Consider the following 24,245-nt stretch of genomic DNA (forward strand, 5'->3'; position numbering starts at 1 on the left):
GAATAGATTTTGAATTAACGCTCTAATTTGCCTTCCATGTATTATTATCCGGATTCTTGTCAGGCATGACATCGTCAGGATCCAACTGTACGGACTGCAAGGCTTCGTTTGTAGGGATTTTAAACTGCCAAACGTTATTTCTTTCCCAGACTTCCACAGGTAATTTTTTTCTTATTTTTTTGCCCGAAACTGTGGTTGCTTCAACGATAACTGGCATAGGCAATTTTTCCAGGTTTTCTACCGTGACCAACGCTCCTAACATAGGCTGATTGTTGACGTACGAAACGGATTTGATCGCCTGATCCATTTGCCAGTTATTGACAAACCATCCACGCCAAAACCAATTAAGGCTTTCTCCAGTTCCGTTTTCGATCGCTTTAAAGAAATCCTCGGGTGTTGGATGTTTGTAAGCCCATTCCTGAATATATTTTTTGAAGGCGTAATCGAAGCGTTCTTTGCCAATAATCTCATTACGCAATAATTTGAGCCCATAAGCCGGTTTGTAATAAACAAGGGCGCCGATATTGCGTTCCTTCATATTTTGTGGTGTACTCATGATCGGCTCGAGATTTTGCGATGTGAAAATATACGAACGACTGGCCTGCGGACGATGATACTCACCATTATTGAATTCTTGAGTTGCCAGTTCATTGATAAAGGTATTGAACCCTTCATCCATCCAGCCGTGCTCACGTTCGTTGGACGCTACAATCATAGGAAACCAGTTATGGCCAAATTCATGATTGGTGACTCCCCAAAGGGAACCTGCTTTGGCCTGATTGCCGCAGAAAGACAAGGCGGGATATTCCATGCCACCTACGTTGGAAGCAACATTTACGGCTACAGGATAGGGGTATTCAAACCAATTTTTGGAATAAATTTCGATGGCGGCTTTGGTATATTCTGTCGAACGTTCCCAGGCATTGTTGCTATTGCTTTCTACTGGATAGGCTGATAGGGCAAGTGCTTTTTTGCCGCTTGGTAGATTGATTTTAGCTCCATCTAATATAAAGGCGGTGGAGGAGGCCCAGGCAATATCCTGTGCATTATTGAGCTGATATTTCCAAGTTAAAGTCTTTTTGTTCGGCCTTGAACTTTTTGCTGTAACTTCTTCGGCTGAGCGAATCAATACCGTTTCATCACTACGTAGCGCAAGCTGATATCTTTTGAACTGGTCTGCCGTGAATACTTCCTGTGGATTTAAAAGTTCACCCCCCAGTACAACGATGTGGCTGGCTGGCGCGGTGATTTCGACCTGATAATTTCCGAATTCGCGGTAGAATTCTCCGGGCCCTGTATAAGGTAGCGTGTTCCAGCCTCTAATATCATCATATACACAGAGTCTGGGAAACCATTGTGCGATAGCATAGATTTTACCATTCTTAGTATCCAGGATGCCTGTACGGTCGGCACCATATTGGGGTACTATATATTGATAGGTGATCTTAAAGGTGATTTTTCCACCCTTACTTTTCAGTGCAGCCGGAAGTCGCAGTTGCATACGGGTATCATCTACGATATGCTCTATGGCTTTTCCATTGACATCGGTGACAGACTGAATCTGATAACCACCATCAAATTTTGAGTTCCCGTCGCCATATCGGCTATTAGTCAATGGGGAAATCAACTGGCCACGTCCATGTTGTGAAAACATATTTTGATCCAATTGCAACCAGAGGTAATCCATGTTGTCAGGACTATTGTTACTATAGGTAATCTCTACTGTGCCGGTTACCTGATCGTTTTGATCATTTAATGATGCCTGTATTTTGTAGTCCGCAGCATTTTGCCAATATCCAGGACCGGGTTTACCGGCCGCAGAGCGATAATCATTTCCATTATTCTTGAAAAACAACGGGGCAAAGGCTTGGGTATAACTATAGTTGGATGTTTTTTCCTGGGAAAAGGACGGAAAAGCATAGCCCAATGCAATAAGGCTGAAAGAAGCCAATGCAAGTCTTTTCATCATATCTGTTCGAATTAAATTACGTTTATTGGTTACAATATACAATCGTTAGTTTGTACTTACAAAAAAAAGCTCCTTTTTAGGGAGCTTGTAACAACTATTTTAAGTTGATTTTATAGTCGTCTTCACTGAATCCGAGCAGAATACTTTTACCATATTCAATCACTGGGCGCTTGATCATGCTTGTGTGTTCTTTAAGTACTTTATTGGCGCTACTGGCGTCGACAACCTGCGCTTGCTCTTCGATTGTCAATTTTTTCCAAGTTGTCCCTTTTTTGTTGACCAAAGACTGCCAGTCCACTTTTTTCTCCCATTCTTTAAGTTTTTCATCACTGACGCCTTCTTTTTTGAAGTCATGAAATTGAAAATCAATCTGATTTTCTTCTAACCATGTTAAGGCCTTCTTTACTGTGTTACAGTTTTTGATACCGTATACCTGTAGCATAATGATTCCAATATTGGTGAGCTCAAATTTAATCAATCCCTGATTTATTTACGGAAGTATCCCGTGTATTTTTTTAACAGAAGAAGCGATGTCCCTGTGGAACGAACTGATTTAATTCCGGCAGTAGACCGGGGCAGGTGTATCGCGATTCCAGCGTTTAGGGTAATAAACAAACTGATAGTGTATTTAGTACACTATAAAAATTAGGAAGTAATAATTATTTTTAATAATTTAGTAGCTTCAAGAGTTAATAAAGATTAAAATAAATCAATAACAGTAATATGAGCCTAAAAGATTTTAAAGGTGTATTGACGGGAGATCAAGTACAAGAGTTGTTTGAAGTTGCAAAGACGCATAAATTTGCTTTGCCTGCGGTAAACATTATCGGAACAAATTCTATCAATGCGGTAATGGAAACTGCTAAAGCAGTAAACTCTCCTGTAATTATTCAATTGTCAAACGGTGGTGCGCAATTCTATGCTGGTAAAACATTAAATAATGATAACTTGAAAGCCTGTGTATTGGGTGCGGTATCTGCAGCACAGCACGTACATTTATTGGCAGAACACTATGGTGTTGCCGTAATTTTGCACACGGATCACGCGGCTAAAAAACTTTTACCTTGGATCGACGGTTTATTGGATGCGGGTGAGAAATTCTTCGCACAACACGGTAAACCTTTGTTCTCTTCACATATGTTGGATCTATCTGAAGAACCGATCGAAGAAAATATCGAAATTTCTGCAAAATACCTAGCACGTATGAAACCATTGGGTATGACTGTAGAGATCGAATTGGGTGTTACGGGTGGAGAAGAAGATGGTGTTGACAACTCAGATGTGGACAGCTCTAAATTATACACACAACCAGAGGAAGTTGCTTATGCATACGAAGAATTGTCTAAAGTATCTGACAAATTTACTGTTGCAGCAGCATTCGGTAATGTACATGGCGTGTACAAACCGGGTAATGTAAAATTACAACCGGTCATCTTACATAATTCACAAGAGTATATCCGCGAAAAATACAAGCTTACTGCCGAAAAGCCAGTTAACTTTGTGTTCCACGGAGGTTCTGGTTCCTCACCTGAAGAAATTGCAGAAGCTATTTCTTATGGAGCGATCAAAATGAATATCGATACCGATATGCAATGGGCTTTCTGGGATGGTGTGAGAGGTTATGAAGCTAAAAATCACGATTATTTGCAAGGACAGATCGGAAATCCTGAAGGTACTGATTCTCCAAACAAAAAATATTACGACCCACGTGTATGGTTGCGTAAGGGTGAAGAAGCATTTGTTGCTCGCCTGAAAGAAGCATTTGCTGATCTGAATGCGGTAGATGTAAACAGCAAGTTGTAAGCAAAACGAAATATTAATAGCGGGGTGTCCTAATTTTTAGGACACCTTTTTTTTGTCAAAATAGGTTAAAAAGAAGTATGAGGATGATGATTGGCGTGTTTTTTGACGGCAGAAATACGGAATAAGTCAATATGCGCACATAGTCCCTGTAAACAAATTAAATGAAAATACAGCTGGAAAGGGCATATCAGGTAATCAAAAAACGGATAATATAACTATGAAATTTTTAGGAATCAGTGCGTTTCTTTTATTAATGACCCAAGTGGGATTTGGGCAGGCTAAACAAAATGTAGGGGATTTTAGTTCGGTAGTCGCGACAGATAAAATACAGGTAGAATTGATCAAGGCCAATGAGCCTCTGGTGACATTCGAAGGGCAGAACTACGAGAATGTGAAGGTGGTCAATACGAATGGTGCTTTAGCTTTAAAAATGAACACGCTAAATATGCTGCAGGGTGGCAATATCTCTGTGAAAGTTTACTACAAAAGTTTGAAAAATGTAGAAGCAAAAAAGGGAGCAAAGGTGTTTGCTACGTCAAACAATACTGTGTTGGCTGATCATCTCAAAGTCTACGCTTCCGAAGGTGGTCTTGTCGATCTGCACGCGGAAGCAAAAAGTGCTGAAGTGAAAGTAACCTCCGGTGCAACAATAGCACTTTATGGTAAAGCGGAAAAACAGGAGATTATCTCCAATTTTGGCGGCAAATATGAGGGGAAGGATTTTAAGACGACAACAACTACAGTTACTGTAAACGGGGGTGGAAAGGCTGAAGTCAATGCGGTGGATTCCATCGAAACAAAGACACGTGGTGGCGGTACGATAGATGTCTATGGCAAGCCTGAACAACGCGTTGAAAAGAAAATGGCAGGCGGAACAGTCAACTTTAAATAGTAAACTGTCTTGATTTTGTCAATTTTGACTCTTGTGAATTCGCGGTTAAAATGCTGAAAATTTAAGAAAATTAGAGTTAAAAGATCAAATAAAAGGTTTTAAGCTGTAAAGGACGTTAGCAGGTGTTTAACTTTTTTATTGAAAAGGTCAGATATTTTGTTTTTCTATCCTACACCCTTCTTCATTTGTGCTTAAAATACTTATTTTTGTGGGGGAATAATAAAAATAGTATTATGGCAAAGCGTAATTATGTTTCAAATTCTACGGAATCTACACGCATGTTCAAAAATGACTTTTTAGAGTCGTTGACGAAAGTGCACTGGAGCGTACCTTTGATTTTCTATGTACCCGTAGTTGTTTTCTTTTCATATAAAGCTCTGGTCTGGGGTGATGTTGATCTATTGACATATATTGGTTATTTTGTTTTTGGTTTGGCATTCTGGACAGCATTTGAATATGCATTACATCGTTGGGTATTTCATTTCCACCCGACATCGGAATGGGGGAAACGGATCGCTTTTATCTTTCACGGTGTACACCACGACTACCCTAGAGATCGGATGCGTTTGGTTATGCCACTTTCAGCCAGTATTCCGTTAGCGGCTTTGGTGTATTTTGGATTTACATTGTTCTTTTCGAATGAATTTATCTTAGCTTGCTTTTTCTCCGGATTTATGGTGGGTTATCTGATCTATGATGAGTGCCACTACGCCATGCATCACGCAAATTTTAAGAGCGGAATCTTCAAACGTATTAAGCAACATCACATGCTGCACCATTATTCAGATCCAGAAAAAGGATTCGGTGTGAGTTCGTCCTTATGGGATGAAATCTTGCGCTCGGGTTTTGAGGAAAAAGAACCAAAAAAAGAGTCTTCGACATTAAAAGAAGAAAAAGCATAACGCTTTTTATTAGATCGTATTAGAAAAAAAGCCTTTGAAATTTTTCCAAAGGTTTTTTTTGTGGCAATAATTCCTGCTGCTGAAAAAATAGGGGTGACAAAGCAAGAAAGAGCAGAATTTTTGAGTCGGTTAAAAAAGCAGTTATTCGAAGGAAGTGAAAATACAAAATTTACGCATCACTGAGCTAACAGATTATTTTCCATAAAACAAAATCTGCGATAATGTTATTGTATTTATGGTTAGTGCTGAAACAGAGGAGAATTTAGGTTTCATAATACGAAGCCTATATAGACATGGTTTAGCTGACTATTCTTTGAAAAAAATAAATCAGTAATGGCAAAATTATTTTTGGTCCGCCATGGACAGTCGCAATGGAACCTGGAGAACCGTTTCACAGGTTGGCAAAATATTGATATTACAGCTTTAGGACAACTGGAAGCACAAAAGGCAGGAAAAGCATTAGCGAAAGAATCAATTGATATCGCATTTACCTCCACATTAATCCGGGCGCAACATACCTTGCAGATTATTCTGGATGAAATCGGAAAGCCTGATATGCCAATTGTGATAAATGCCGCCTTGAACGAACGGAGCTATGGAAATCTGGAGGGTTTAAATAAAGATGAAACAGCTGTAAAATATGGGGTGGAGCAAGTACATATCTGGCGCAGATCTTTTGATGTCGCTCCCCCGGGAGGTGAAAGCTTAAAAGATACCTATGATCGAGTGATACCCTATTTTGAACATGATATCAAACCAGAATTGGAGGTTGGTAAAAATATACTAATAGTCGCACATGGTAACAGTCTAAGAGCATTGATCATGTATCTGGAGCATCTTTCGCCAGCACAGATACTGGAGCGGGAAATAGCGACCGGAGATCCCATTACTTATCAATGGGATCAGATAATACATTAAGATAACCGTTTTTTTATTAGAATGAATACTCTTAGGTAAGCCCAGTTGATCAGGCAAACAAGGCCCATGCTTTTGTTACAAGGAAACACACGATCAGGCCATAAAATACCGGTAATAAGGTTGCTACCGCTGTCCATTTACGGCTGCCTGTTTCTTTATAAATCGTGTATATTGTTGTACTGCATGGGTTATGCAATAAACTGAAGAGCATCAGATTTACGGCTGTTAGTGTTGTCCATCCTCCGGCATGTAATAGGGCCGAAACTTGGTTTGCGGACCCTTCAAACAATATACCTGACCCAGCACCGACGGTACTGTCGCCGACCGCGATCACCGTTAACATTAATATCGTCGGAATAACAATTTCATTGGCTGGGATAGCGACAATATAAGCGAGTAAAATAACGCCGTTCAGACCTATAAACAAACCCATTGGATCGAGTCCATGAATGAGCCATTGTGCTATACTCTGGTCACTGATATGAACGTTGCAAATCAACCATATAATCGCTCCGGCCGGAGCAGCAAAGACGATCGCTCGCCATAGGACGATCAAGGTACGGTCGATGAATGAGGTGTATACAGTTTGAAAAAATCTTGGTGGACGATAGGGTGGTAGTTCCAGCGTGAAGAAGGAGGATTCTCCTCTGAGCAAGGTTTTTGACAAGAGCCAGGACGTGAAAAATGTAAATGCAATGCCCAGTATTGCAATAAAAATAACCGCGAACATGGCGACAGATCCTGACCACTTCGCAGGAACCAAGACCCCAAGAAAAAGAGTTGCTATTAAAATCTGCGTCGGCCATCTTCCATTACATAGTGAAAAGTTATTGGTAATAATGGCAATCAACTTTTCACGGGGACTGTTAATGATCCTTGTCGCAACAACCCCCGCGGCATTACAGCCAAACCCCATACTCATGGTCAGTGCTTGTTTGCCATGTGCGCCGGCTTTTTTGAATATACGATCCAGATTGAATGCTACACGGGGGAGATAGCCAAAATCTTCCAATAAAGTAAATAATGGAAAAAAGATCGCCATGGGAGGCAACATGACGGCTATTACCCAGGCGGTAGCCAGATAGATCCCGTCAATTAGAAAACTACTTAACCAAACAGGGAAGTGAAGGTATATGGTCAGCTCCTTTAAAAAAGAATAAACGTGATCCAATAGCAGGTATGATAATAGCTGAGAGGGATAATTTGCTCCGGTAATCGTAAGCCAAAGAATAAACCCGAGAAGCAGGAACATAATTGGGAATCCCCAGATTCGGTGCGTGACAATATGATCTATACTGCGATCCAGGCGAAATGACCGATTGTCGGAGTCAGTAGAAACATGTTCTTTTACGAGCTGACTGGCTTTAGCATAAATCGCTTCAACCAGATCATTTCGATAATGATCTCCAAGTTTGACCCGATATTCGTTTGCGCTATGCAAGAGGGGAGATAAATTTTCATTGTTAATGGAAGGGGACAACCGTCCTTTTTGTAATGCATTAATAATATTTTTATCTTCTTCAATCAATCGCATGGCCAGCCAATTAACATTGGACAGGTTGTTATCCAGTATATGTAAACGTTTTGCGATAGCCGCGACAGCCGTGCCAGTCTGTTTCGCCAGTTGGAAAGATATTGTTTTTGCTGGTTGAAAGCTGCCGTCTGCTACCTGATGGATGGCTGCTAACAGATCCGAAAGTCCTTCTTTGGTACGGGCACTGGTAGCGATAACGGGAATGCCAAGGTCCTTGGATAGGGTTCGTAGGTCAATTTCTATGTAATGACGTCGTGCCTCATCAATCAAATTGATGCAGAGGACCGCTTTATTGCTGATTTCGAGTATTTGTAGTACCAAACTGAAATTTCGTTGGAGCCTGCTGGCATCAAGGACTATGACTGTGACATCCGGTCTCCCGAATAAAATAAAATCACGGGCAACCTCCTCATCCTCGGATGTCGAGAGTAGGGAATAAGTGCCCGGAAGGTCAATGATTTTAAATTTTTCGCCTTGGTGTGAGTAGCTCCCTTCTGCTCGGTTAACTGTTTTGCCCGGCCAGTTTCCGGTATGTTGTTTTAGCCCGGTCAGTGCATTGAAAATAGAACTTTTTCCTGTATTTGGGTTTCCGGCCAAGGCAATCGTGTAAGCAGAATTTTCCGCATGCGCTCCCCATTGTTTCAGTTTTGACGTTGGATTTAGCTGACAGGTGTCGCAGGCAGTATGTTTTTTCATCATCGTCTATTTATGGGTGATCAATATCTGTAAGGCATCTTCCCGACGCAAAGAAATTAGCGTTCCGTGTATATTGTAGGCGATCGGATCGCCCAAAGGGCTTATATTTTGCACAGTTATTTCGGTGCCCCTGACAAACCCCAGGTCAAGCAAGCGTTGTCGAATTTCTTGACCGCAGTCCATTGTTATACCGTGGATGTTTGCGCGCTCGTCTTTTTTTAAAAATCCCAATGGTATAGTTTGTTTGTTTTTCAATGCTTATTTTATTTTTAGTTTTACTAAATTATAAAATTAGATTATACTAACAAAATATTCCGTGACAAATTTGATCTAGCATTGTTCCTGTACGCTTGTACAGATTTATTTTTTTGACATAGATGGCAGTGGAGTCATGGATGCTGGCTCCAGCAAATAGGATGATGTTGAGTAAAAATAGCAGTTAGCTATTTTTTAAGAAATAGGGCGTACAAGTAAGGTTGCTGTTACTTTGCTACTGAGTACTTCTGCCGACCGGCTGTCATAACTAACTGTGATACTGCGGTCAAATGGTTCGATAGCGTGAATCGTTAATGTTGTGCCCAATTCGAGGTTTTTAGAGTTTAGGTATTGTAACAATTCTTTGGAGGAAGGCTGTACCGCCATTAATGTGACCACATTGCCAATTTTACAGGTGTCAAGGAAGATATAGTTCTCCGAACGCATTACACCATTATGGTCAGGGATTGGTGAGCCGTGTGGGTCTACCGTAGGATATCCTAATAACTGATCCATTTTGGTGAAAAATTCAGGCGAATGGATATGCTCGATCTGTTCGGCAATCTGGTGAACTTCATCCCATGCAAACCCCATTTTTTCAACTAGATACATTTCCGTGAGTCGATGTTTTCGTATAATAAGTGCAGCTTCTTTTTTGCCTTCTTCTGTCAATTTGAGGGGTTTATAACTCTCATAATGGACAAAGCCCTTTTCTGACAGTTTTTTCATCATGCTATTGACCGTTGGCATTTTAATGTCCAGTCGTTTACTGATTTCGTTGACAGTAGCCTCACCTTTTAGGTATGTCAGATTATATAACGCTTTTAGATAGTTCTCTTCAGTCTGTGATATCATAACGCAAATTTACCAAATATTAGTGTTGTCTAATAGTAAAGTTAGAAATTATTTTGTTAGTATAATCTAACTTGTTAGATTTGCAATTCTAAATTTATATTTAATCAAAATAAAACAATCATGACGGGATTCAGAATTCTCTTAGCAACAGCTTTAATGCTGATAGTATTTATTTCCTTTGGGCAAACAGGTCGGGTAACGGGTAAGATTTATGACGGTAATGGGCTCCCGTTGAAATCGGTATCCGTGGTGATTCCTGCACTAAAGATGGGTACGAAGTCCAACAATCTTGGACAATTTACATTGGAAAAGATTCCCTATGGTACTTGGGGAGTGGAAGTCAAACATATCGGTTTTAATGTCTATTGTGATTCGATTCGGATCGACAGGGTTACTGTGGCCAGGGACATCCGCTTAGACGGTTCCATTTTTTTACTGGATGAAATTGTGGTCACGGGCACAAAAACATTCAAACGAAAAACGGAGAGTCCGGTAATTGTCAATATATTGGATAGTAAAACCTTGGACAATCTACAGGTATGTAATCTTTCTGAAGGGTTGAAGTTTCAGCCGGGCCTGCGGGTGGAAACAGATTGTCAGACCTGTAATTATACACAGCTGCGGATGAATGGGTTACAGGGCGGGTACGCACAGATATTGATTAATGGAAGGCCTATATTTAGCCCTCTGATGGGGCTTTATGGTATGGAGCAACTTCCTGTCAATATGATCGAAAAGATTGAAGTCGTCCGTGGTGGTGGTTCCTCGCTGTATGGTTCAAGTGCGATAGGGGGGACTGTGAATGTAATTACCAAATTGCCGAAACAAAGCGGTTATGAAATCAATTCTTTTTACCAAAGTATCAATGGAAAGGCAAACGATTTTAACCTCGGTGGAAATGCAACTTTGGTCAACGAAAAAGGCAATTCGGGGACATCTTTTTTCTTCAATAAACGGGATCGGAGTTTTTACGATGCAAATGGGGATAATTTCTCCGAAATCCCTAAAATTGAAAATACCTCACTTGGCATTAATTCATTCTATCGGTTTTCGGACAATCAAAAACTGGAAGTCTCCTTAAGCAATCTGAATGAATATAGATATGGGGGTGAGATGACGAAAAAACCGGCATACCTTACGCTTCAGTCGGAGGAACGTGTCCATAAAATATGGATGGGGAGTGCTGATTATCAGATTAATTTTAATCAAGATAAATCTTCACTGATCTTTTATACAGCTTTTCAAAATACCAATAGAAAACATTATACCGGAATATTTCCGGATAGTCCGGAAGAAATCGAAAATCATCTCAAAAACCCGCCTTATGGCGATTCAAAGACAACCACATTGCAGGGCGGTTTTCAATTGAACCACGAGATCAGCAATTTTTTGAACCATCGGAATGTGCTGACCGTCGGAACGGAATATGTGTCTGACAAGGTTTACGATGAAATTCCGAGTTATAACTATTTGGTCGATCAGCATACGAAAGATTGGGGAAGCTTTTTTCAGAGTGACTGGGACTTTGCGGACAAATTTAACCTGTTATCCGGTGTTCGGGTGGATAAGCATAATCTATTAGACAAAGCGATCGTCAGTCCGCGTGTGGCACTTTTATATAAGCATGCGCCCAATGCGCAGTTCCGTTTAAGTTATGGAACAGGTTTTCGGGCACCACAGGCATTTGATACAGATCTTCATATCGCCTTCGCTGGTGGTGGAGTCTCACGTGTTCAATTAGCTCCTGATCTTCGGGAAGAGCGATCAAAGAGCTTCAGTGGCTCCTTAAACTACGACAAAGCTACGGAAAAATGGATTGCGGGTTTTACATTGGAAGGATTCTATACGCATCTGAAAGATGCCTTTGTACTCGAGGAAATCGGTACGGACGAGTTTGGTAAGGTGTTTGAAAAACGCAATGGAAATAACACGAAGGTAGCAGGGACTACATTGGAATTGCGCGCCAATTATACTAAAAAGGTACAACTGGAGACAGGCTTTACTTTGCAACAGAGCAAATATGAAAATCCTGTGTCTTATCTGGAAGGTGTTGAAGCGATAAAATCATTCTTGAGAACACCAGATGACTATGGTTTTGCAAACCTGAATATTACACCTAATAAGCGCTGGACGGTCAATCTGAACTATGTGTACACAGGTAAAATGAAGATCGCGCATGCTGGCGGTGCAGACAATTTTCCGGAAGATCAAATGGTTCATACAAAAGCATTCTCAGAGGTAAATAGTAAAGTGTCGCATACTTTTAGTCTGTCAAAATTTAAAAATATGATCGAAGTCTATGCTGGGGTGAAGAATATTTTTAATGCTTACCAACATGACTTTGATACAGGTAAAAATCGGGATAGCAATTACATTTATGGTCCTAATATGCCCCGAACTTTCTTTGTTGGATTAAAGATAAAGACCCCCTAAGTAAATTGACAAGTGCATTATACCGGATTTGTGCTAAATATTTCAATCTTGTTACGCTTAGAGAAATATTTTTATACTAATTTGGTGCTACCTCAGTAGAGCAATTATTAATAGCAAGATGCAAAAGAAAATACTATTTTTTTTACTGATTTTAACCAGTTTCGTTGTGCCGTCCTATGCCCAGAACTCATCGGTGAACCAGCTTGCCAATGCATTTTTAGATACTGTCGAGCGGCATGCTTATCGTGGATCGTTGATCAAATGGGATTCTATCCGGCCAGTTTTTATTGAAGAGACAAGGACAATATCGGATATTAATTCATTGGAACCTCATTTTAAAAAAATCTTAAGTAAATTGAAGGATGGTCATTCCGGACTTTTTTTTGAGAAAGCTGATCAAGATAAGGCGGCTGAACAGGAGTTATTTGAGAATCCCAGAGATCATTACTTTCGACCAGCTTCGTAAGGCTGTAAAAGAAGCAATTCCAGTGTATATACAATGGGCTACTGACTATCTGAAAAAACAAAGGCTATAAAAGATATGTCTTGTTGTGTTATTATTTCAAATGGACGAGGAAAGTAAAGCACCTGCTGGGCTTTCGACGAATAATTCTGTAAGATTAAACTGTTTATAAAGAGCCCGATATAGCCATATGGCCAATTTAGAGGACCGAGGATCAAGGGTACGTGGAACCAGTACGGGAAGTTCTGATATTTAAAATAATACAGAGAAGACAAAATACTATAGGAAGAATGCGGTATTGAGACGCGAGAATAGTAAAACAAAAATCCTGCTGGGAAATATCTTCAGCAGGATTTTGTGTTTCCGGATATATTTTTTTTATTTCAATACAAATTTGAAACCTAATGAGAAACGGGATGGTTCAAAGTTAGAACCATGTGATAAGTTCCACCATGGTTTCCAGTCAAAATGCATTGCCAATGGTGCTGAAGGAATTCTGAACTCCAGGCCCAATGCTGGACGGATAGCAAAAAAAGTTTCGGTATCACCATCTTTCCAGTGGTAGTCATCGTCCCAGTAGCCGTGCCATTTGCCATAGTCAACAAAAGACACTTGTGGTCCTACACCGACATACCACGACAAACCACGTGTTCCAGCGATACGTTGGTTGTAGGAATAATCTACTCCGACAACCGTGATGTTGTCGCCAAATAATACCTGTGCATTTCCGGCATCATTGCCGCCAAAATTGTGTTTGATCTGTGGGCCGTATAATGTTGGGCCATCACCGACGTCAATGCCAAGGCCAAGAGCTGTACGGTAAGGAGTTTGTGCGTTTGCCTGTTGGTTAACGGCAAATACAAGTGCAAAAAGTGTCAGAAAAGGTAGAAGTACTTTCTTCATGATATTTTAAAAAATGTTAGCGTTAAGTTTTCGAATTGAAAACTTTCGCTGTTTAAACAAATACTCTGCCAATAATGATTATTTGTAGTTTTTTGGCTACTTTTATTTGTTAACTTTTTTATTTTAAGTGTATTATTTTTTTTACTTCATCTTGGGCCTTGATGATGATGATTTCTTAGCTCGGTATTTATATAGAAATCTAATGCTTATGGATTCAAACTCAAATTGCCGAAACGATATCTGCGGGAGCGTTGTTTATCTTATACATACATGGCGGTTTAACCTATTTAAAAATAGGTGCATGGCAGTAAAAAATCAAATATTTTTAAGATGGAACATATTCAAATCAATAGGAAAAAAATAGAGCAATGGCTTGCGGAGGGCTATGACGTGCTGCAAGAAGGGAAGCTTTTAAAAGTTGAAGGCGACCTGCCCGAGTTTTTGGAACAATTTGATGACGAAGCTGAGCCAAAGACTTACTTGCTAAAAGAATTGGTCACATGGCCTGAAGAAGAGCTTAAAAAACTGTAAGGAAATATGGAACAAATGAAAATAGCATCGGAAAAGATCGTTCCGATAGATTTTGATGCGGAGGAACTACCCGTAGAAATCAGGGAATTGCGCCCCGTGGTTTTCAGAGAGGAAACATCGTATTGGTGCTTATTGGGGCCAGATCCACATCGGGGAATTTTTGGAAACGGCGAATCAGTAGCCGATGCACTGGAGGATTGGTTGGTAAACCTTAGGAAGCGTTTAAAACAGTCGGATGAAAACGACGAAGTACTAAACTATATCCGAGATAGCCTAAATGCATCTAATCGCGATGTTTGGTAAACTCATTTTTCGTGTTGTATATATTTAAAAAATACCAGTGGTTAGCGCTTATTATTTTTAACAATTATATTAAGCTTCGGGGATTGAGCGGTGTTTTTTTATTAGGAATGGTTCAGTTTGACACGAGTAGTAATTTACTGCACAAATTTAGAACTTATCCCCCTTTTTTTGATATAAAAATTTAACGCTCTACCTGCCTCGATCGGACGATTAGTACTCAGTATATCTGCGCCACGTTCTATAAAGCTGGCATACAGCTGAAATCCTTTCTTTGCAGCTTGTCTGTCGAGATTCCCCTGCGTGCCCAGAATACACATGATCCCATGATCATGCAGTACTTTGGTCAGCTGCGGATCAGCTTCCCGTGTACCGACGAAGGCCAGTAACTTATTGTCTGGAATATCTTTTTCGTTGAGACGGGCGATATCCGCTAGATTCTTCACTGAGGCAGATATCATCAGATCCCCGGCAAGATTGTGTACTTTTCCGGCCTGACCGGCACTATAAGTAATGATAACAACACTGGATTCGGCACGCTGTTTACGAATGACATTGATTACGGATTCGTAAGGTACCTCATTTTTAATATCCAGCGTGAAAATAACCTTACCTTTTCCCCAGGCGAGAGCTTCATCAAGTGTCGGGATTTTGTAAGGTGTTATTTTCTTGTCGTTGTCTACCAGACGCAGTTTTTTGAGCTCGGCCAATGTACGTTCACTAACAGATCCCCGCCCTGTTGTCGTGCGGTTTAGGGTATTGTCATGCATGAGTACCAGTGCCGAATCTTTGCTTAATCTGACATCGCACTCCACAATAACAGGCTGCAGACTGGCATTGTATGCAAAGGTTTCCAAAGCATTTTCCGGATAGCCAGAGGTAGGCCCGCCACGGTGCAGACTGACCAACGGATAGCGGTTGTCATCATAGGTCAGAAACTGATAAAGATCCTCTACTGTTGCCAGCTGAATGCGCTTGCCTACAGGTAAGCCATCTGTATCACCGCTATGGCGAAAACAGCTGCAAACCGCTACACAGGTCAGGAATAAAACGAAGCAATACAGGCGTATTTTCATTATTAACTATTGTGCGATTATAAATTATGCTGATTGATCAGGGCAACTAACGTTTCTACCGTGGTATTGAGCTGATCTATTGTTAGATGAGCCCGGGTATAGTAAGGCTCGCGTTCCGTTAATTTCTCTTCAATAAAAGCCCGGAGTTCTTCCGGGGATTTTCCGATCAGAATAGGTCTTTTATGTAATTTTGACTGCGACAGGCGGTCAAATAAAGCTTTTGGGCTCATTTGTAGATAGACCGCATAGCCATTGGCTTTGATCCAATCCATGTTGTCAAAAAAACAAGGGGCACCGCCCCCTGTGGAGATGACGGCGTAGCTGTCCGCAAATTTACGCAACTGTTCGCGCTCCAGTTTTCGGAATTCTTCTTCACCATGTTGGCCGAAATATTCAGTAATGCTCATGCCGATCTGTTTCACAATCTCCTCGTCGGTATCGATAAAAGGTAAATCTAATTTGCTGGCCAGCTTTTTTCCCAGAGTGGTCTTTCCGCTGCCCATATAGCCAATCAAAAATATAGGTTTAGGCATATTGTATTATTTGTCCTTACTTAAAAAATTATCTTCAATCGTCTTTGCATCCGGGAAATTATTGTAATGCCATTTGCCCATTACATCCCCCCCCTTTAATAGGAGCACACCCGGATTGGCCCGGACCATACTTTTCAATGGAATTAAATCCGCATAATAGATTTCTGCAATCAATTGCATCTTGTCACTCAGGTATTGTGCATCTTTGGAAGCAGAGGCCGTCAGCAGGACAACACGAAGACCATTGTAATCTTTGGTCATCTGTGTCACCGTCTGATTGATTTTTTGGATGGCATCTATATTGGTCGATGAAAGGTCCTTGGCGACGATGATAATGTTATAATAAGGGTTGGCGATGATCTCCTGTGTATGATCGGCACCGTCTGCATCAGTAATCAAGAGGTCGGGAATAGGGATGTCATATCCTTTTTTGACAAGTTTACTTTCGGGTTCGCCGATGATCTCCCAAGACTCATCCTCCCAGAGTTTATCTGCCATATACACTTTGTCATTCACTTTCTTGGTCTCGCCGGTCTTCTTGTTTTTCATGGTATAGAGCTGCTCAAAAACATCGCCTTGTTTCCCTTCGGGAAGGACCATCAGGGACGGTAAATTATTGCCGATTTTATAAGGTAAGAAATCAATAAAAGGGAGATAACTTACCGTATAGATACCAATTCCCAATGAAATAATGGCGGTAATCAATGTGACGACAAATTGATTGCCGGAGCCTTTAATAATGGACCGGATCTGTTTGCGATTAAAAAAGATGATCAGGATCAAGGCCAATAACACCAGATCTTTGGAAAAAGATTGCCAAGGGGTCAGTGGAATGGCATCGCCAAAACAACCGCAGGAAGTAACGACTTCGAAAAATGCGGAATAGAATGTCAGAAAGGTGAAAAATAGGATCAACAGCAGTAAGCCCCAAGCCACCAGATTGGCGTAGACACCAAACAACAATAAGGCCCCCAAAAGAATTTCGAAGCCACAGATCACCACGGCCATGGCCGTAGCATATTCATTGAAAGCAGTCAGGTGGAACACTTCGAAATATTCCTGCAATTTATAGCCAAAGCCGGTAGGGTCGTTGGCTTTGATAAATCCGGAGAAAATAAAAAGAAGTCCAGTGAAAATGCGGCAAAAACCTAAAAGGTAATTTGTTTTTGTTGTTTGTTGTGCTGTCATCATCCGATTATTGTTGTGCGAGTCCTAACTTAATTAACGCAAAAACTGCGTAGTTGAGCATATCCTGATAATTGGCATGAATGCCTTCTGAAACGATGGTCTGTCCGTCATTATCTTCGATCTGTTTGACGCGGTGGATTTTCATTAAGATCAGATCTGTCATCGAAGAAACGCGCATATCACGCCATGCCTCACCGTAATCATGATTTTTGGCTAGCATGAGGTCCCTTGTTTCGGTTACCTTTTCGGTGTATTTTTGATTGACAAAGGCAGGGTCGAGGTTTTCCTCTCCATCTTCACCAAGATCAATTTGGATCATGGCCATGATGCAATAATTAATGATGCCGATATATTCATCCACGACACCTTCACCAACTTTAGATACTTTTTTGACTTCGAGGGTACGAATACGTTGTGCCTTAATATAAATCTGGTCGGTGATGGAGGATAGGCGCATAATCCGCCATGCCGTACCATAATCTTTTGTTTTTTTAATAAATAAATCTTGGCAGTGCTTGATCACACTGTTATATTCTTGAATAGTATCCATATCGTTTTTGAAAAGAACTTGATGAGACAAGTCGAGATTATATGACAAATATAATTAGAAAATAGTACTTCTAATGGTCAAATGAATGTACAATTTGTGCTATTTTGCTAAAAAATAAATAAATATTTGAGATATTTCCACGAATAAAAGGTTCGACGGTTGCGGGATAACAATAAATTTGTACAGGGTATGACGAACAAACTTATAAATAAAGTTAACTTTATCTTAGTTTGATATCATGTCCGGCGTAGACGGTCAACTTTGAACAGAAAGAAAAAAGAAATTCATGAATTTTCAACAACCTATCATTCGCGAGGTAGAGATTATCCGATATGTTCAACCATTTCGGGAAGGTGGATCTTTGCCTGCGCTGGTCGATGCAGACGATGGCTTTAGTTATGTCATTAAATTTAGAGGAGCAGGACAGGGCCGTAAGGCACTCATTGCTGAACTTATCGGTGGAGAGTTGGCCAGGCTTTTAAAATTAAGAGTTCCCGAAATTGTCTTTGCACATCTTGATGAATCTTTCGGGCGCTCGGAACCGGATGAGGAAATACAGGATCTGCTCAAATTTAGTGTGGGGAAAAATCTCGGGCTTCATTTTTTGAGTGGGGCGATTACTTTTGATGCCAATGTTGACGTGATCGGCGCAGAAGAGGCTTCAAAAATTGTGTGGCTTGATGCTTTACTGATGAATGTGGACCGTACGGTACGGAACACCAATATGCTGATCTGGCATAAAGAATTATGGCTGATCGACCACGGGGCATCCTTGTATTTTCACCACAGCTGGGACAATTGGGAAGAGCAATCGGTCAAACCCTTTGTACAGATGAAAGACCATGTGTTGTTAAAAAATGCGAGTATTGTCGAAAAAATAGATGCTGAATTCAGTTCTATTTTTACGGAAGATGTTTTTCGTAAAGTATTGGCTGTTGTTCCGGACGAATGGTTAGCAGATTCCGAACGCGAACTGTCTGCGGCAGATGCCAGAGAAGTGTATGTTTCCTTCCTAAAACAACGTGTGGCGAATTCGTCAATTTTTGTAAAACAGATAGAAGATGCCAGAAAAAACCTTATATGAATATGCTGTGGTACGATTGGTACCACGTGTAGAGCGTGAGGAATTTATCAATGTCGGTATTGCGCTCTATTGCCGTAAATATCGTTTTGCCAAGATGGTTTACGCCATAGATGAGCAGAAGGTAAGGGCACTCTGTCCAAAAATTGAACTGGAACTTATTGAAAACCATTTGTCTTCCTTTCAACGAATATGCAATGGAGATAAAGATGCCGGAAAGCTGGCTGCCCTGGATATCACTGAGCGTTTTCGTTGGCTTACTGCCAAACGGAGTACGGTCATCCAATGCTCAGCTTCGCATCCCGGACTATGTGAAGATCCCGAAGCAACATTACAAAACCTGTTTGAGCGCTTAGTACTTTAAGAGGCATAAACAGGTTTCGAAATTGGGACTTGCACTAATGAGATGAAGAAATGACGTTGATGATACAGCAATGAGAAATCTTTAGTTGTCCTAAAATTCAAATAAAATTGATTTAATCACATAGTTAAGTGGTAATAAGGCTTAATCTATCAATATTGTATAGTATCTTTGTTTAAGAATAAAGCTCTTGCAGATCAAAGAGGAACATTAAATTTGTATGTTTCTCCAGAATTCTATACGATAGAAACTTGAGCTAAGATTGTTTTAATATTTACTTTTGAAGATGCATGATTTTTATCAACATATCTACGAACAGCAATTAGCTGTTTTAGAAATGCCTTCCAATAAGAAGATCTGCGGCTGGGCTACCAAAATTCTGGATGTGCTTTTTCCAGAGCGAAATTCGGGCGAGATGAAATCGGTGGACGATGTAAAGCTTGCTTTTGGACAATTTGAACTGGAGCTGGAACAGCTCCTAAGTAAATCAAAAGCCTGTGGTCATTGCAATCATGCGCAAGTAGCTCATCAGTTTTTTGAACGTATTCCAGCGTTGTATGAACTCATGTGCCAGGATGCTGATGCATTGATGGATGGGGATCCGGCGGCACAGAACAAGCGCGAGGTCGTACGCACTTATCCCGGTTTTTTTGCGATCTGTATTTTCCGGATGGCAAATGAGTTACATCGTCTGGGGGTCCCTCTGATCCCACGGATATTGACAGAGCATGCGCATTCCAAGACAGGAATTGATATTCATCCGGGAGCGACTATCGGTCATCATCTCCACATAGATCATGGAACCGGGCTGGTGATCGGGGAAACCTGTACAATCGGAAACTACGTTAAACTCTATCAGGGGGTAACGCTGGGCGCTTTGAGTGTGGATAAGGTGTTGTCAAATGTTAAACGTCATCCGACGATCGAAGACCACGTTATTATTTACTCAGGAGCAACTATTTTGGGTGGTGAAACACGTATAGGTCATCATTCGGTCATCGGAGGTAATGTTTGGCTGACAAGTTCAGTGGAGCCATATACGACCGTATATCATCAGGCGACCGCAAAATTTATTGATTCAAAACCAATCATATAGATACATTATGGGAAATATTATAGATACCATCGGAAACACACCATTGGTGGAGATCACCCAATTTCATACAAATCCAAAAGTACGGATCTTTGCAAAGATGGAAGGGAATAACCCTGCTGGCTCTGTCAAGGACCGTGCAGCTTTAAATATGATCCGTTCGGCCATGGAGCGTGGTGAGATTTCGAAAGAAAGTAAGCTTATTGAGGCAACCAGTGGGAATACGGGGATTGCCTTGGCCATGATTGCCGGGATATATGGTTTGAATCTTGAATTGGTCATGCCTGCGTCCTCCACCCGTGAGCGTACGTTGACCATGGAAGCTTTCGGTGCCAAGGTTACGCTTCTGGAATCAATGGAGATATGCCGCGATTACGCCGAGGCAAAAGCAGCAAATGAAGGTTATTTTATTTTAAATCAATTTGCCAATCCTGATAATTACAAAGCGCATATCAAAACGACAGGACCTGAAATCTGGCGTGACACAGATGGGAAAATCACCCATTTCGTCAGTGCAATGGGAACAACCGGAACGATTATGGGAAATTCCATTTACCTCAAAGAAAAAAATCCGGCGATACAGATTGTCGGTTGTCAGCCTACCCCCGAGTCCTCCATCCCCGGAATCAGACGCTGGCCAGAAGCTTACCTACCGAAAATATTTGATCCGAGCCGCGTGGATCGTGTCATTGATATTTCACAACAGGAAGCAACCGAACTGGCGCGTGAACTGGTGAAACGGGAAGGGGTTTTTGCAGGCATGAGTACAGGCGGAGCATTTGCCGGCGCCCTGAAAATTGCCGATGAAATTGAAGAAGGTGTCATTGTTTTTATTGCATGTGATCGAGGAGACCGCTACTTGAGTTCAGACTTGTTCGGTTAGTCCATTGTGGCGCAGCAAACTCGTGTATAAATTATTGCGCCTGTCATCGTTATACTCCGTTTTCGTGTAATAATGACAGGCATCTTTTTTTATTCTTTCTTGTCGTATCTAATCGTCTCAACGGATATTTCCCCTTTATTTGTCGTGTAGTTTTCCATTGGACAGCATAGCTTCAATAAAGTGTCATCTGCTCAGTCTGCCTGTGTCCGATACAGCAACTGCTTTAGTATCAGTATTATGCTTTTTAGGTCAGACGTTTAACGCTAATCACCCTGTCCGAACGTTAGCAAATTATGATCTGGATCCAATATGGAAAATTCACGCTGACCCCAAGGTTTTGTCTCCAGTTTGCCATTCGGATGGATGGCAATGTTGCGTGCTAAAAAAGATTGATAGAGTGCATCAATATCATCGGTGCGGATATAGATCATGCCATAATTTTCTTCGGGAGGCAATTCCCTGAATTCAAAAAAATGAATCTCGATCTGATCTTTTTTGATCATCAGATAGCCTTCATAATCTTCAGTGCCGCAAGGCATGAACCCTAGCTGGCCTACGTAAAAATCAATTGTGACAGCTTTGTCGCGCATCGGTAGTTTGGGGTGTATCGTATTTAGTCTCATTGTTTATTTACTGTTTTTTTGAATCCTACTGAAATATAAGGGTTTATTTTTATTCTTTATGCCTAGCTTATACCTATTATCTTTCCGGTTGAGCAAACATAGTGCAATACGGCTCTGGACGACCATCCATTAACGCAATTAATCCGGCCCTCATATAATCATATTTAAAGGCTGATTCTTCCATATATTCTATTTATATAATTTTTAGTTATGACTCATTAGTTTTTATAGTTTTATTCATGAGCAAAAGTTATTCAATTTTGTGCAAGATCAAAGAAAGTTACCATGTATAAAAAGATAAACTTTACGATGCGATACAAGCATATGCTCAATAAAAAGATCTCCATCCGGGAAATCATCTTCACCCTCTTGCTTATCCTATGTCTGACACCGATCATATCTGCTCCTTTGGCGCTGCTGCTAGGTATTATTGTTGCCCAATGGATCGGACATCCCTTTTTGGCTGTTAATCATAGAGTCACGCAGATGTTGTTACAGTTCTCCGTTGTCGGCTTGGGCTTTGGTATGCATATTGATAGTGCTATTCAGACGGGTAAAGACGGTTTTTTGCTAACTGTTATTTCTATTATCGGGACATTGTTGCTGGGTTATGCATTGGCTAAATTGTTAAGACTAGAAAAAATGACCGCTTATCTCATCACCGTAGGAACAGCTATTTGCGGCGGGAGTGCCATTGCTGCGGTTTCACCCACAGTGAAGGCGAATGAAAAGCAGATCAGTGTAGCGTTGGGAACCATCTTTATCTTAAATGCTGTTGCCCTATTTGTATTTCCGGTCATCGGTACTGTCCTGGATCTCTCGCAGACACAATTTGGACTTTGGTGCGCGGTTGCGATACAGGATACGAGTTCCGTGATCGGTGCGGCAAGTAAGTATGGCATCGAGGCGCTGCAGGTGGCGACTACCGTTAAATTAACACGGGCATTATGGATAATTCCAATTTCGTTGCTGAGCGCCCTCGCCTTTAAGACCAAGGGGACGCGTATCAAGATTCCTTATTTTATCGGGTTATTTATATTGGCTATTATCCTGAATAGCTATATTCCATTTTTTCGGGGTGTGGGAATATATGTCGTTCAGATTGCTAAAGCCGGACTTACCTTGACACTCTTTCTGATCGGATCCAGTCTGTCTAGAGATGTGTTGCTGTCGGTAGGTTATAAGGCGATCTTGCAGGGACTGGTATTGTGGTTGAGCCTCGCCGTCCCCGTATTGCTTTATATTTATTTTTGTCTGTAGAAATATGGTGCGTGTCGAATAGCAATAGAAAACCTGCTTTAATAGTGTTGAGGCTGGTATTTCAGTAAAACCATATCTTTTAACAATTGACCATTTTCATAGATGGGCTGTTCGTAATTTTCGATAAAAAAATTCGGACGGATACCATATTTAACAAAACCATTGCGCTCATAGAATCTGATCTGATCCAGACCACAATCGGCCGTTCCAACAATCAGATTTAGATATTGTGCAGAATAAGTTTGTTGGATATGACGTAATATTTTACTGCCAAGCCCCCTGTTTTGGTGCGCGACAGCGACGGCGATATTTTTGATTTCCAGGGTTTTGCTATCGATGGGATACAAACAAAACACAGCAATGGGTTGCTGCTGTTCCTCGACAACAAACACAGTGGAATCAAAAAGATACTTATTGATCGCGGCGACTGTCTCATCTGCTAGAAGTAACAAATCATAAGGATAATCCTTATGATTTGTGATCTGTTTTATTTCTAAATCAGCTAACATACAAATAGCCTGTCTAAATCCATTAAAAAGGATGTTGTTCTGATTGACTTAATTGAAGTGGTATAAAAAGATGACATCCCCCACATAGGCCGGTTTGGCGCTATCTTTAATTTTTAAGGTTGCCTCAATAGTTACTTTGATAACTCCTCTGAGGTTGGCAACAGATTTAACATGAGTATGTAATTGTACTTCATTATCGACCAGCACAGGTTGCGCAAAACGCAGATTTTCGATACCGTAGTTGATTTCCATTTTGACATTCCGTACTTCGGCAATCTGCTTCCACAAATAAGGAATAAGTGATAATGTCAGATAACCGTGTGCAATGGTTGATTTAAACGGACTCTCTGTTTTCGCTCTTTCGCTGTCGAGGTGAATCCATTGGTGGTCTAATGTTGCATCTGCAAACTGGTTGATCTGTTTTTGGTCGATTGTGTGCCATTGAGATTCGCCTAATGACTTTCCTTCAAAGGCTTTGTACTCTTCATAATTGTTAATTATTGTCATATGTTATGTCTTTATCGCTTTTCGTTGGAATTTGATCCGTAGGGTATATACTGGAACATCAAATTTTGGCTAAAGATAACCATTGTCGTTAGCAATCCAAGTATGTCCGTTATTATATGTCTATTCG

26 protein-coding genes are annotated in these 24,245 nt (G+C 40.8%); 13 read left to right on the top strand and 13 right to left on the bottom strand.

Annotated features, from left to right (window positions below; genetic code table 11):
* Positions 1–22: 22 nt before the first annotated feature.
* Both DCO56_RS24970 and DCO56_RS24975 read right to left on the bottom strand, forming a co-directional pair.
* A complete protein-coding gene (locus tag DCO56_RS24970) occupies positions 23–1,969 on the bottom strand; it encodes a M1 family metallopeptidase (RefSeq protein WP_219929447.1) in 1,947 nt (648 codons plus the stop codon).
* A 94-nt stretch (positions 1,970–2,063) separates the two neighbouring features.
* Entirely contained in the window at positions 2,064–2,447 is a 384-nt protein-coding gene (locus DCO56_RS24975; protein WP_342749313.1) for an ArsC family reductase, read from the bottom strand.
* Positions 2,448–2,692: 245 nt separating this feature from the next.
* On the opposite strand from DCO56_RS24975, the gene fbaA reads away from it, so the two are divergent.
* From fbaA to DCO56_RS24995, 4 genes are all read left to right on the top strand, one after another.
* Positions 2,693–3,772 carry a class II fructose-bisphosphate aldolase gene (gene fbaA / locus DCO56_RS24980; protein WP_108636427.1) on the top strand — a complete coding sequence of 360 codons (1,080 nt, stop codon included), beginning with the start codon at positions 2,693–2,695 and terminating at the stop codon, positions 3,770–3,772.
* Between the two features lie 217 nt (positions 3,773–3,989).
* A complete protein-coding gene (locus DCO56_RS24985) occupies positions 3,990–4,664 on the top strand; it encodes a head GIN domain-containing protein (RefSeq protein ID WP_108636428.1) in 675 nt (224 codons plus the stop codon).
* A gap of 233 nt (positions 4,665–4,897) precedes the next feature.
* Positions 4,898–5,566 (top strand): sterol desaturase family protein, encoded by a 669-nt coding sequence (locus tag DCO56_RS24990; protein ID WP_245935913.1) that lies wholly within the window; start codon positions 4,898–4,900, stop codon positions 5,564–5,566.
* 333 nt (positions 5,567–5,899) lie between these two features.
* The gene (locus tag DCO56_RS24995; RefSeq protein ID WP_108636429.1) at positions 5,900–6,484 is read left to right on the top strand and encodes a 2,3-bisphosphoglycerate-dependent phosphoglycerate mutase; all 585 of its coding nucleotides are present in this window, start codon (positions 5,900–5,902) and stop codon (positions 6,482–6,484) included.
* Between the two features lie 49 nt (positions 6,485–6,533).
* Here DCO56_RS24995 and feoB read toward each other — a convergent pair whose 3' ends face one another.
* The 3 genes from feoB to DCO56_RS25010 form a co-directional block, all read right to left on the bottom strand.
* Complete coding sequence (gene feoB / locus DCO56_RS25000) at positions 6,534–8,717, bottom strand: ferrous iron transport protein B (RefSeq protein ID WP_206531816.1); 2,184 nt, start codon at positions 8,715–8,717, stop codon at positions 6,534–6,536.
* A gap of 3 nt (positions 8,718–8,720) precedes the next feature.
* The gene (locus tag DCO56_RS25005) at positions 8,721–8,969 is read right to left on the bottom strand and encodes a FeoA family protein (RefSeq protein WP_206531815.1); all 249 of its coding nucleotides are present in this window, start codon (positions 8,967–8,969) and stop codon (positions 8,721–8,723) included.
* 195 nt (positions 8,970–9,164) lie between these two features.
* Entirely contained in the window at positions 9,165–9,824 is a 660-nt protein-coding gene (locus tag DCO56_RS25010; RefSeq protein ID WP_108636431.1) for a metal-dependent transcriptional regulator, read from the bottom strand.
* 120 nt (positions 9,825–9,944) lie between these two features.
* Here DCO56_RS25010 and DCO56_RS25015 point away from each other — a divergent pair, with 120 nt between their 5' ends.
* Together DCO56_RS25015 and DCO56_RS25020 are read left to right on the top strand one after the other, a co-directional pair.
* Positions 9,945–12,257, top strand: coding sequence for a TonB-dependent receptor (locus DCO56_RS25015; RefSeq protein WP_108636432.1), 2,313 nt, complete (start codon positions 9,945–9,947; stop codon positions 12,255–12,257).
* 118 nt (positions 12,258–12,375) lie between these two features.
* Positions 12,376–12,723 (top strand): hypothetical protein, encoded by a 348-nt coding sequence (locus tag DCO56_RS25020; RefSeq protein WP_108636433.1) that lies wholly within the window; start codon positions 12,376–12,378, stop codon positions 12,721–12,723.
* A 375-nt stretch (positions 12,724–13,098) separates the two neighbouring features.
* Here DCO56_RS25020 and DCO56_RS25025 read toward each other — a convergent pair whose 3' ends face one another.
* Positions 13,099–13,623 carry a hypothetical protein gene (locus DCO56_RS25025; protein WP_108636434.1) on the bottom strand — a complete coding sequence of 175 codons (525 nt, stop codon included), beginning with the start codon at positions 13,621–13,623 and terminating at the stop codon, positions 13,099–13,101.
* A gap of 330 nt (positions 13,624–13,953) precedes the next feature.
* Here DCO56_RS25025 and DCO56_RS25030 point away from each other — a divergent pair, with 330 nt between their 5' ends.
* Positions 13,954–14,154: a hypothetical protein gene (locus tag DCO56_RS25030; RefSeq protein ID WP_108636435.1), complete on the top strand. Its 201-nt coding sequence runs from the start codon at positions 13,954–13,956 to the stop codon at positions 14,152–14,154.
* Between the two features lie 6 nt (positions 14,155–14,160).
* A complete protein-coding gene (locus DCO56_RS25035) occupies positions 14,161–14,457 on the top strand; it encodes a hypothetical protein (RefSeq protein ID WP_108636436.1) in 297 nt (98 codons plus the stop codon).
* A gap of 134 nt (positions 14,458–14,591) precedes the next feature.
* On the opposite strand, the gene DCO56_RS25040 is transcribed toward DCO56_RS25035, so the two are convergent.
* From DCO56_RS25040 to DCO56_RS25055, 4 genes are read right to left on the bottom strand one after another with little or no spacing between them, the layout of a single operon-like run.
* Positions 14,592–15,530 carry a glycerophosphodiester phosphodiesterase family protein gene (locus DCO56_RS25040; RefSeq protein ID WP_108636437.1) on the bottom strand — a complete coding sequence of 313 codons (939 nt, stop codon included), beginning with the start codon at positions 15,528–15,530 and terminating at the stop codon, positions 14,592–14,594.
* 17 nt (positions 15,531–15,547) lie between these two features.
* Positions 15,548–16,063, bottom strand: a complete 516-nt coding sequence (locus tag DCO56_RS25045; RefSeq protein WP_108636438.1) for a shikimate kinase — start codon at positions 16,061–16,063, stop codon at positions 15,548–15,550.
* A 6-nt stretch (positions 16,064–16,069) separates the two neighbouring features.
* Positions 16,070–17,254, bottom strand: coding sequence for a BT_3928 family protein (locus tag DCO56_RS25050; RefSeq protein ID WP_313533206.1), 1,185 nt, complete (start codon positions 17,252–17,254; stop codon positions 16,070–16,072).
* 4 nt (positions 17,255–17,258) lie between these two features.
* Positions 17,259–17,801 (bottom strand): DUF1599 domain-containing protein, encoded by a 543-nt coding sequence (locus DCO56_RS25055; protein WP_077438693.1) that lies wholly within the window; start codon positions 17,799–17,801, stop codon positions 17,259–17,261.
* 286 nt (positions 17,802–18,087) lie between these two features.
* Between DCO56_RS25055 and DCO56_RS25060 the strand changes: the two genes are divergently transcribed.
* The 4 genes from DCO56_RS25060 to cysM all read left to right on the top strand — a co-directional run bounded on the left by DCO56_RS25060 (position 18,088) and on the right by cysM (position 21,219).
* The gene (locus DCO56_RS25060) at positions 18,088–18,885 is read left to right on the top strand and encodes a HipA family kinase (protein ID WP_108636439.1); all 798 of its coding nucleotides are present in this window, start codon (positions 18,088–18,090) and stop codon (positions 18,883–18,885) included.
* Entirely contained in the window at positions 18,863–19,246 is a 384-nt protein-coding gene (locus DCO56_RS25065; protein WP_108636440.1) for a DUF3037 domain-containing protein, read from the top strand. The genes DCO56_RS25060 and DCO56_RS25065 overlap by 23 nt, the downstream gene beginning before the upstream one ends.
* A gap of 283 nt (positions 19,247–19,529) precedes the next feature.
* Positions 19,530–20,339 (top strand): serine O-acetyltransferase, encoded by an 810-nt coding sequence (locus tag DCO56_RS25070; protein WP_108636441.1) that lies wholly within the window; start codon positions 19,530–19,532, stop codon positions 20,337–20,339.
* A 7-nt stretch (positions 20,340–20,346) separates the two neighbouring features.
* Positions 20,347–21,219, top strand: a complete 873-nt coding sequence (gene cysM / locus DCO56_RS25075) for a cysteine synthase CysM (protein WP_108636442.1) — start codon at positions 20,347–20,349, stop codon at positions 21,217–21,219.
* A gap of 263 nt (positions 21,220–21,482) precedes the next feature.
* On the opposite strand, the gene DCO56_RS25080 is transcribed toward cysM, so the two are convergent.
* Entirely contained in the window at positions 21,483–21,842 is a 360-nt protein-coding gene (locus DCO56_RS25080) for a bleomycin resistance protein (RefSeq protein WP_108636443.1), read from the bottom strand.
* A 309-nt stretch (positions 21,843–22,151) separates the two neighbouring features.
* On the opposite strand from DCO56_RS25080, the gene DCO56_RS25085 reads away from it, so the two are divergent.
* On the top strand, positions 22,152–23,102 hold the full coding sequence (locus tag DCO56_RS25085) for a YeiH family protein (protein WP_108636648.1): 951 nt from the start codon (positions 22,152–22,154) through the stop codon (positions 23,100–23,102).
* A gap of 38 nt (positions 23,103–23,140) precedes the next feature.
* Here DCO56_RS25085 and DCO56_RS25090 read toward each other — a convergent pair whose 3' ends face one another.
* Both DCO56_RS25090 and DCO56_RS25095 read right to left on the bottom strand, forming a co-directional pair.
* Entirely contained in the window at positions 23,141–23,611 is a 471-nt protein-coding gene (locus DCO56_RS25090; RefSeq protein ID WP_108636444.1) for a GNAT family N-acetyltransferase, read from the bottom strand.
* A gap of 48 nt (positions 23,612–23,659) precedes the next feature.
* Positions 23,660–24,118 carry a MaoC family dehydratase gene (locus DCO56_RS25095; protein WP_108636445.1) on the bottom strand — a complete coding sequence of 153 codons (459 nt, stop codon included), beginning with the start codon at positions 24,116–24,118 and terminating at the stop codon, positions 23,660–23,662.
* Positions 24,119–24,245 lie beyond the last annotated feature (127 nt).

It is taken from the genome of Sphingobacterium athyrii, assembly GCF_003071065.1.
Taxonomy (GTDB): domain Bacteria; phylum Bacteroidota; class Bacteroidia; order Sphingobacteriales; family Sphingobacteriaceae; genus Sphingobacterium; species Sphingobacterium athyrii.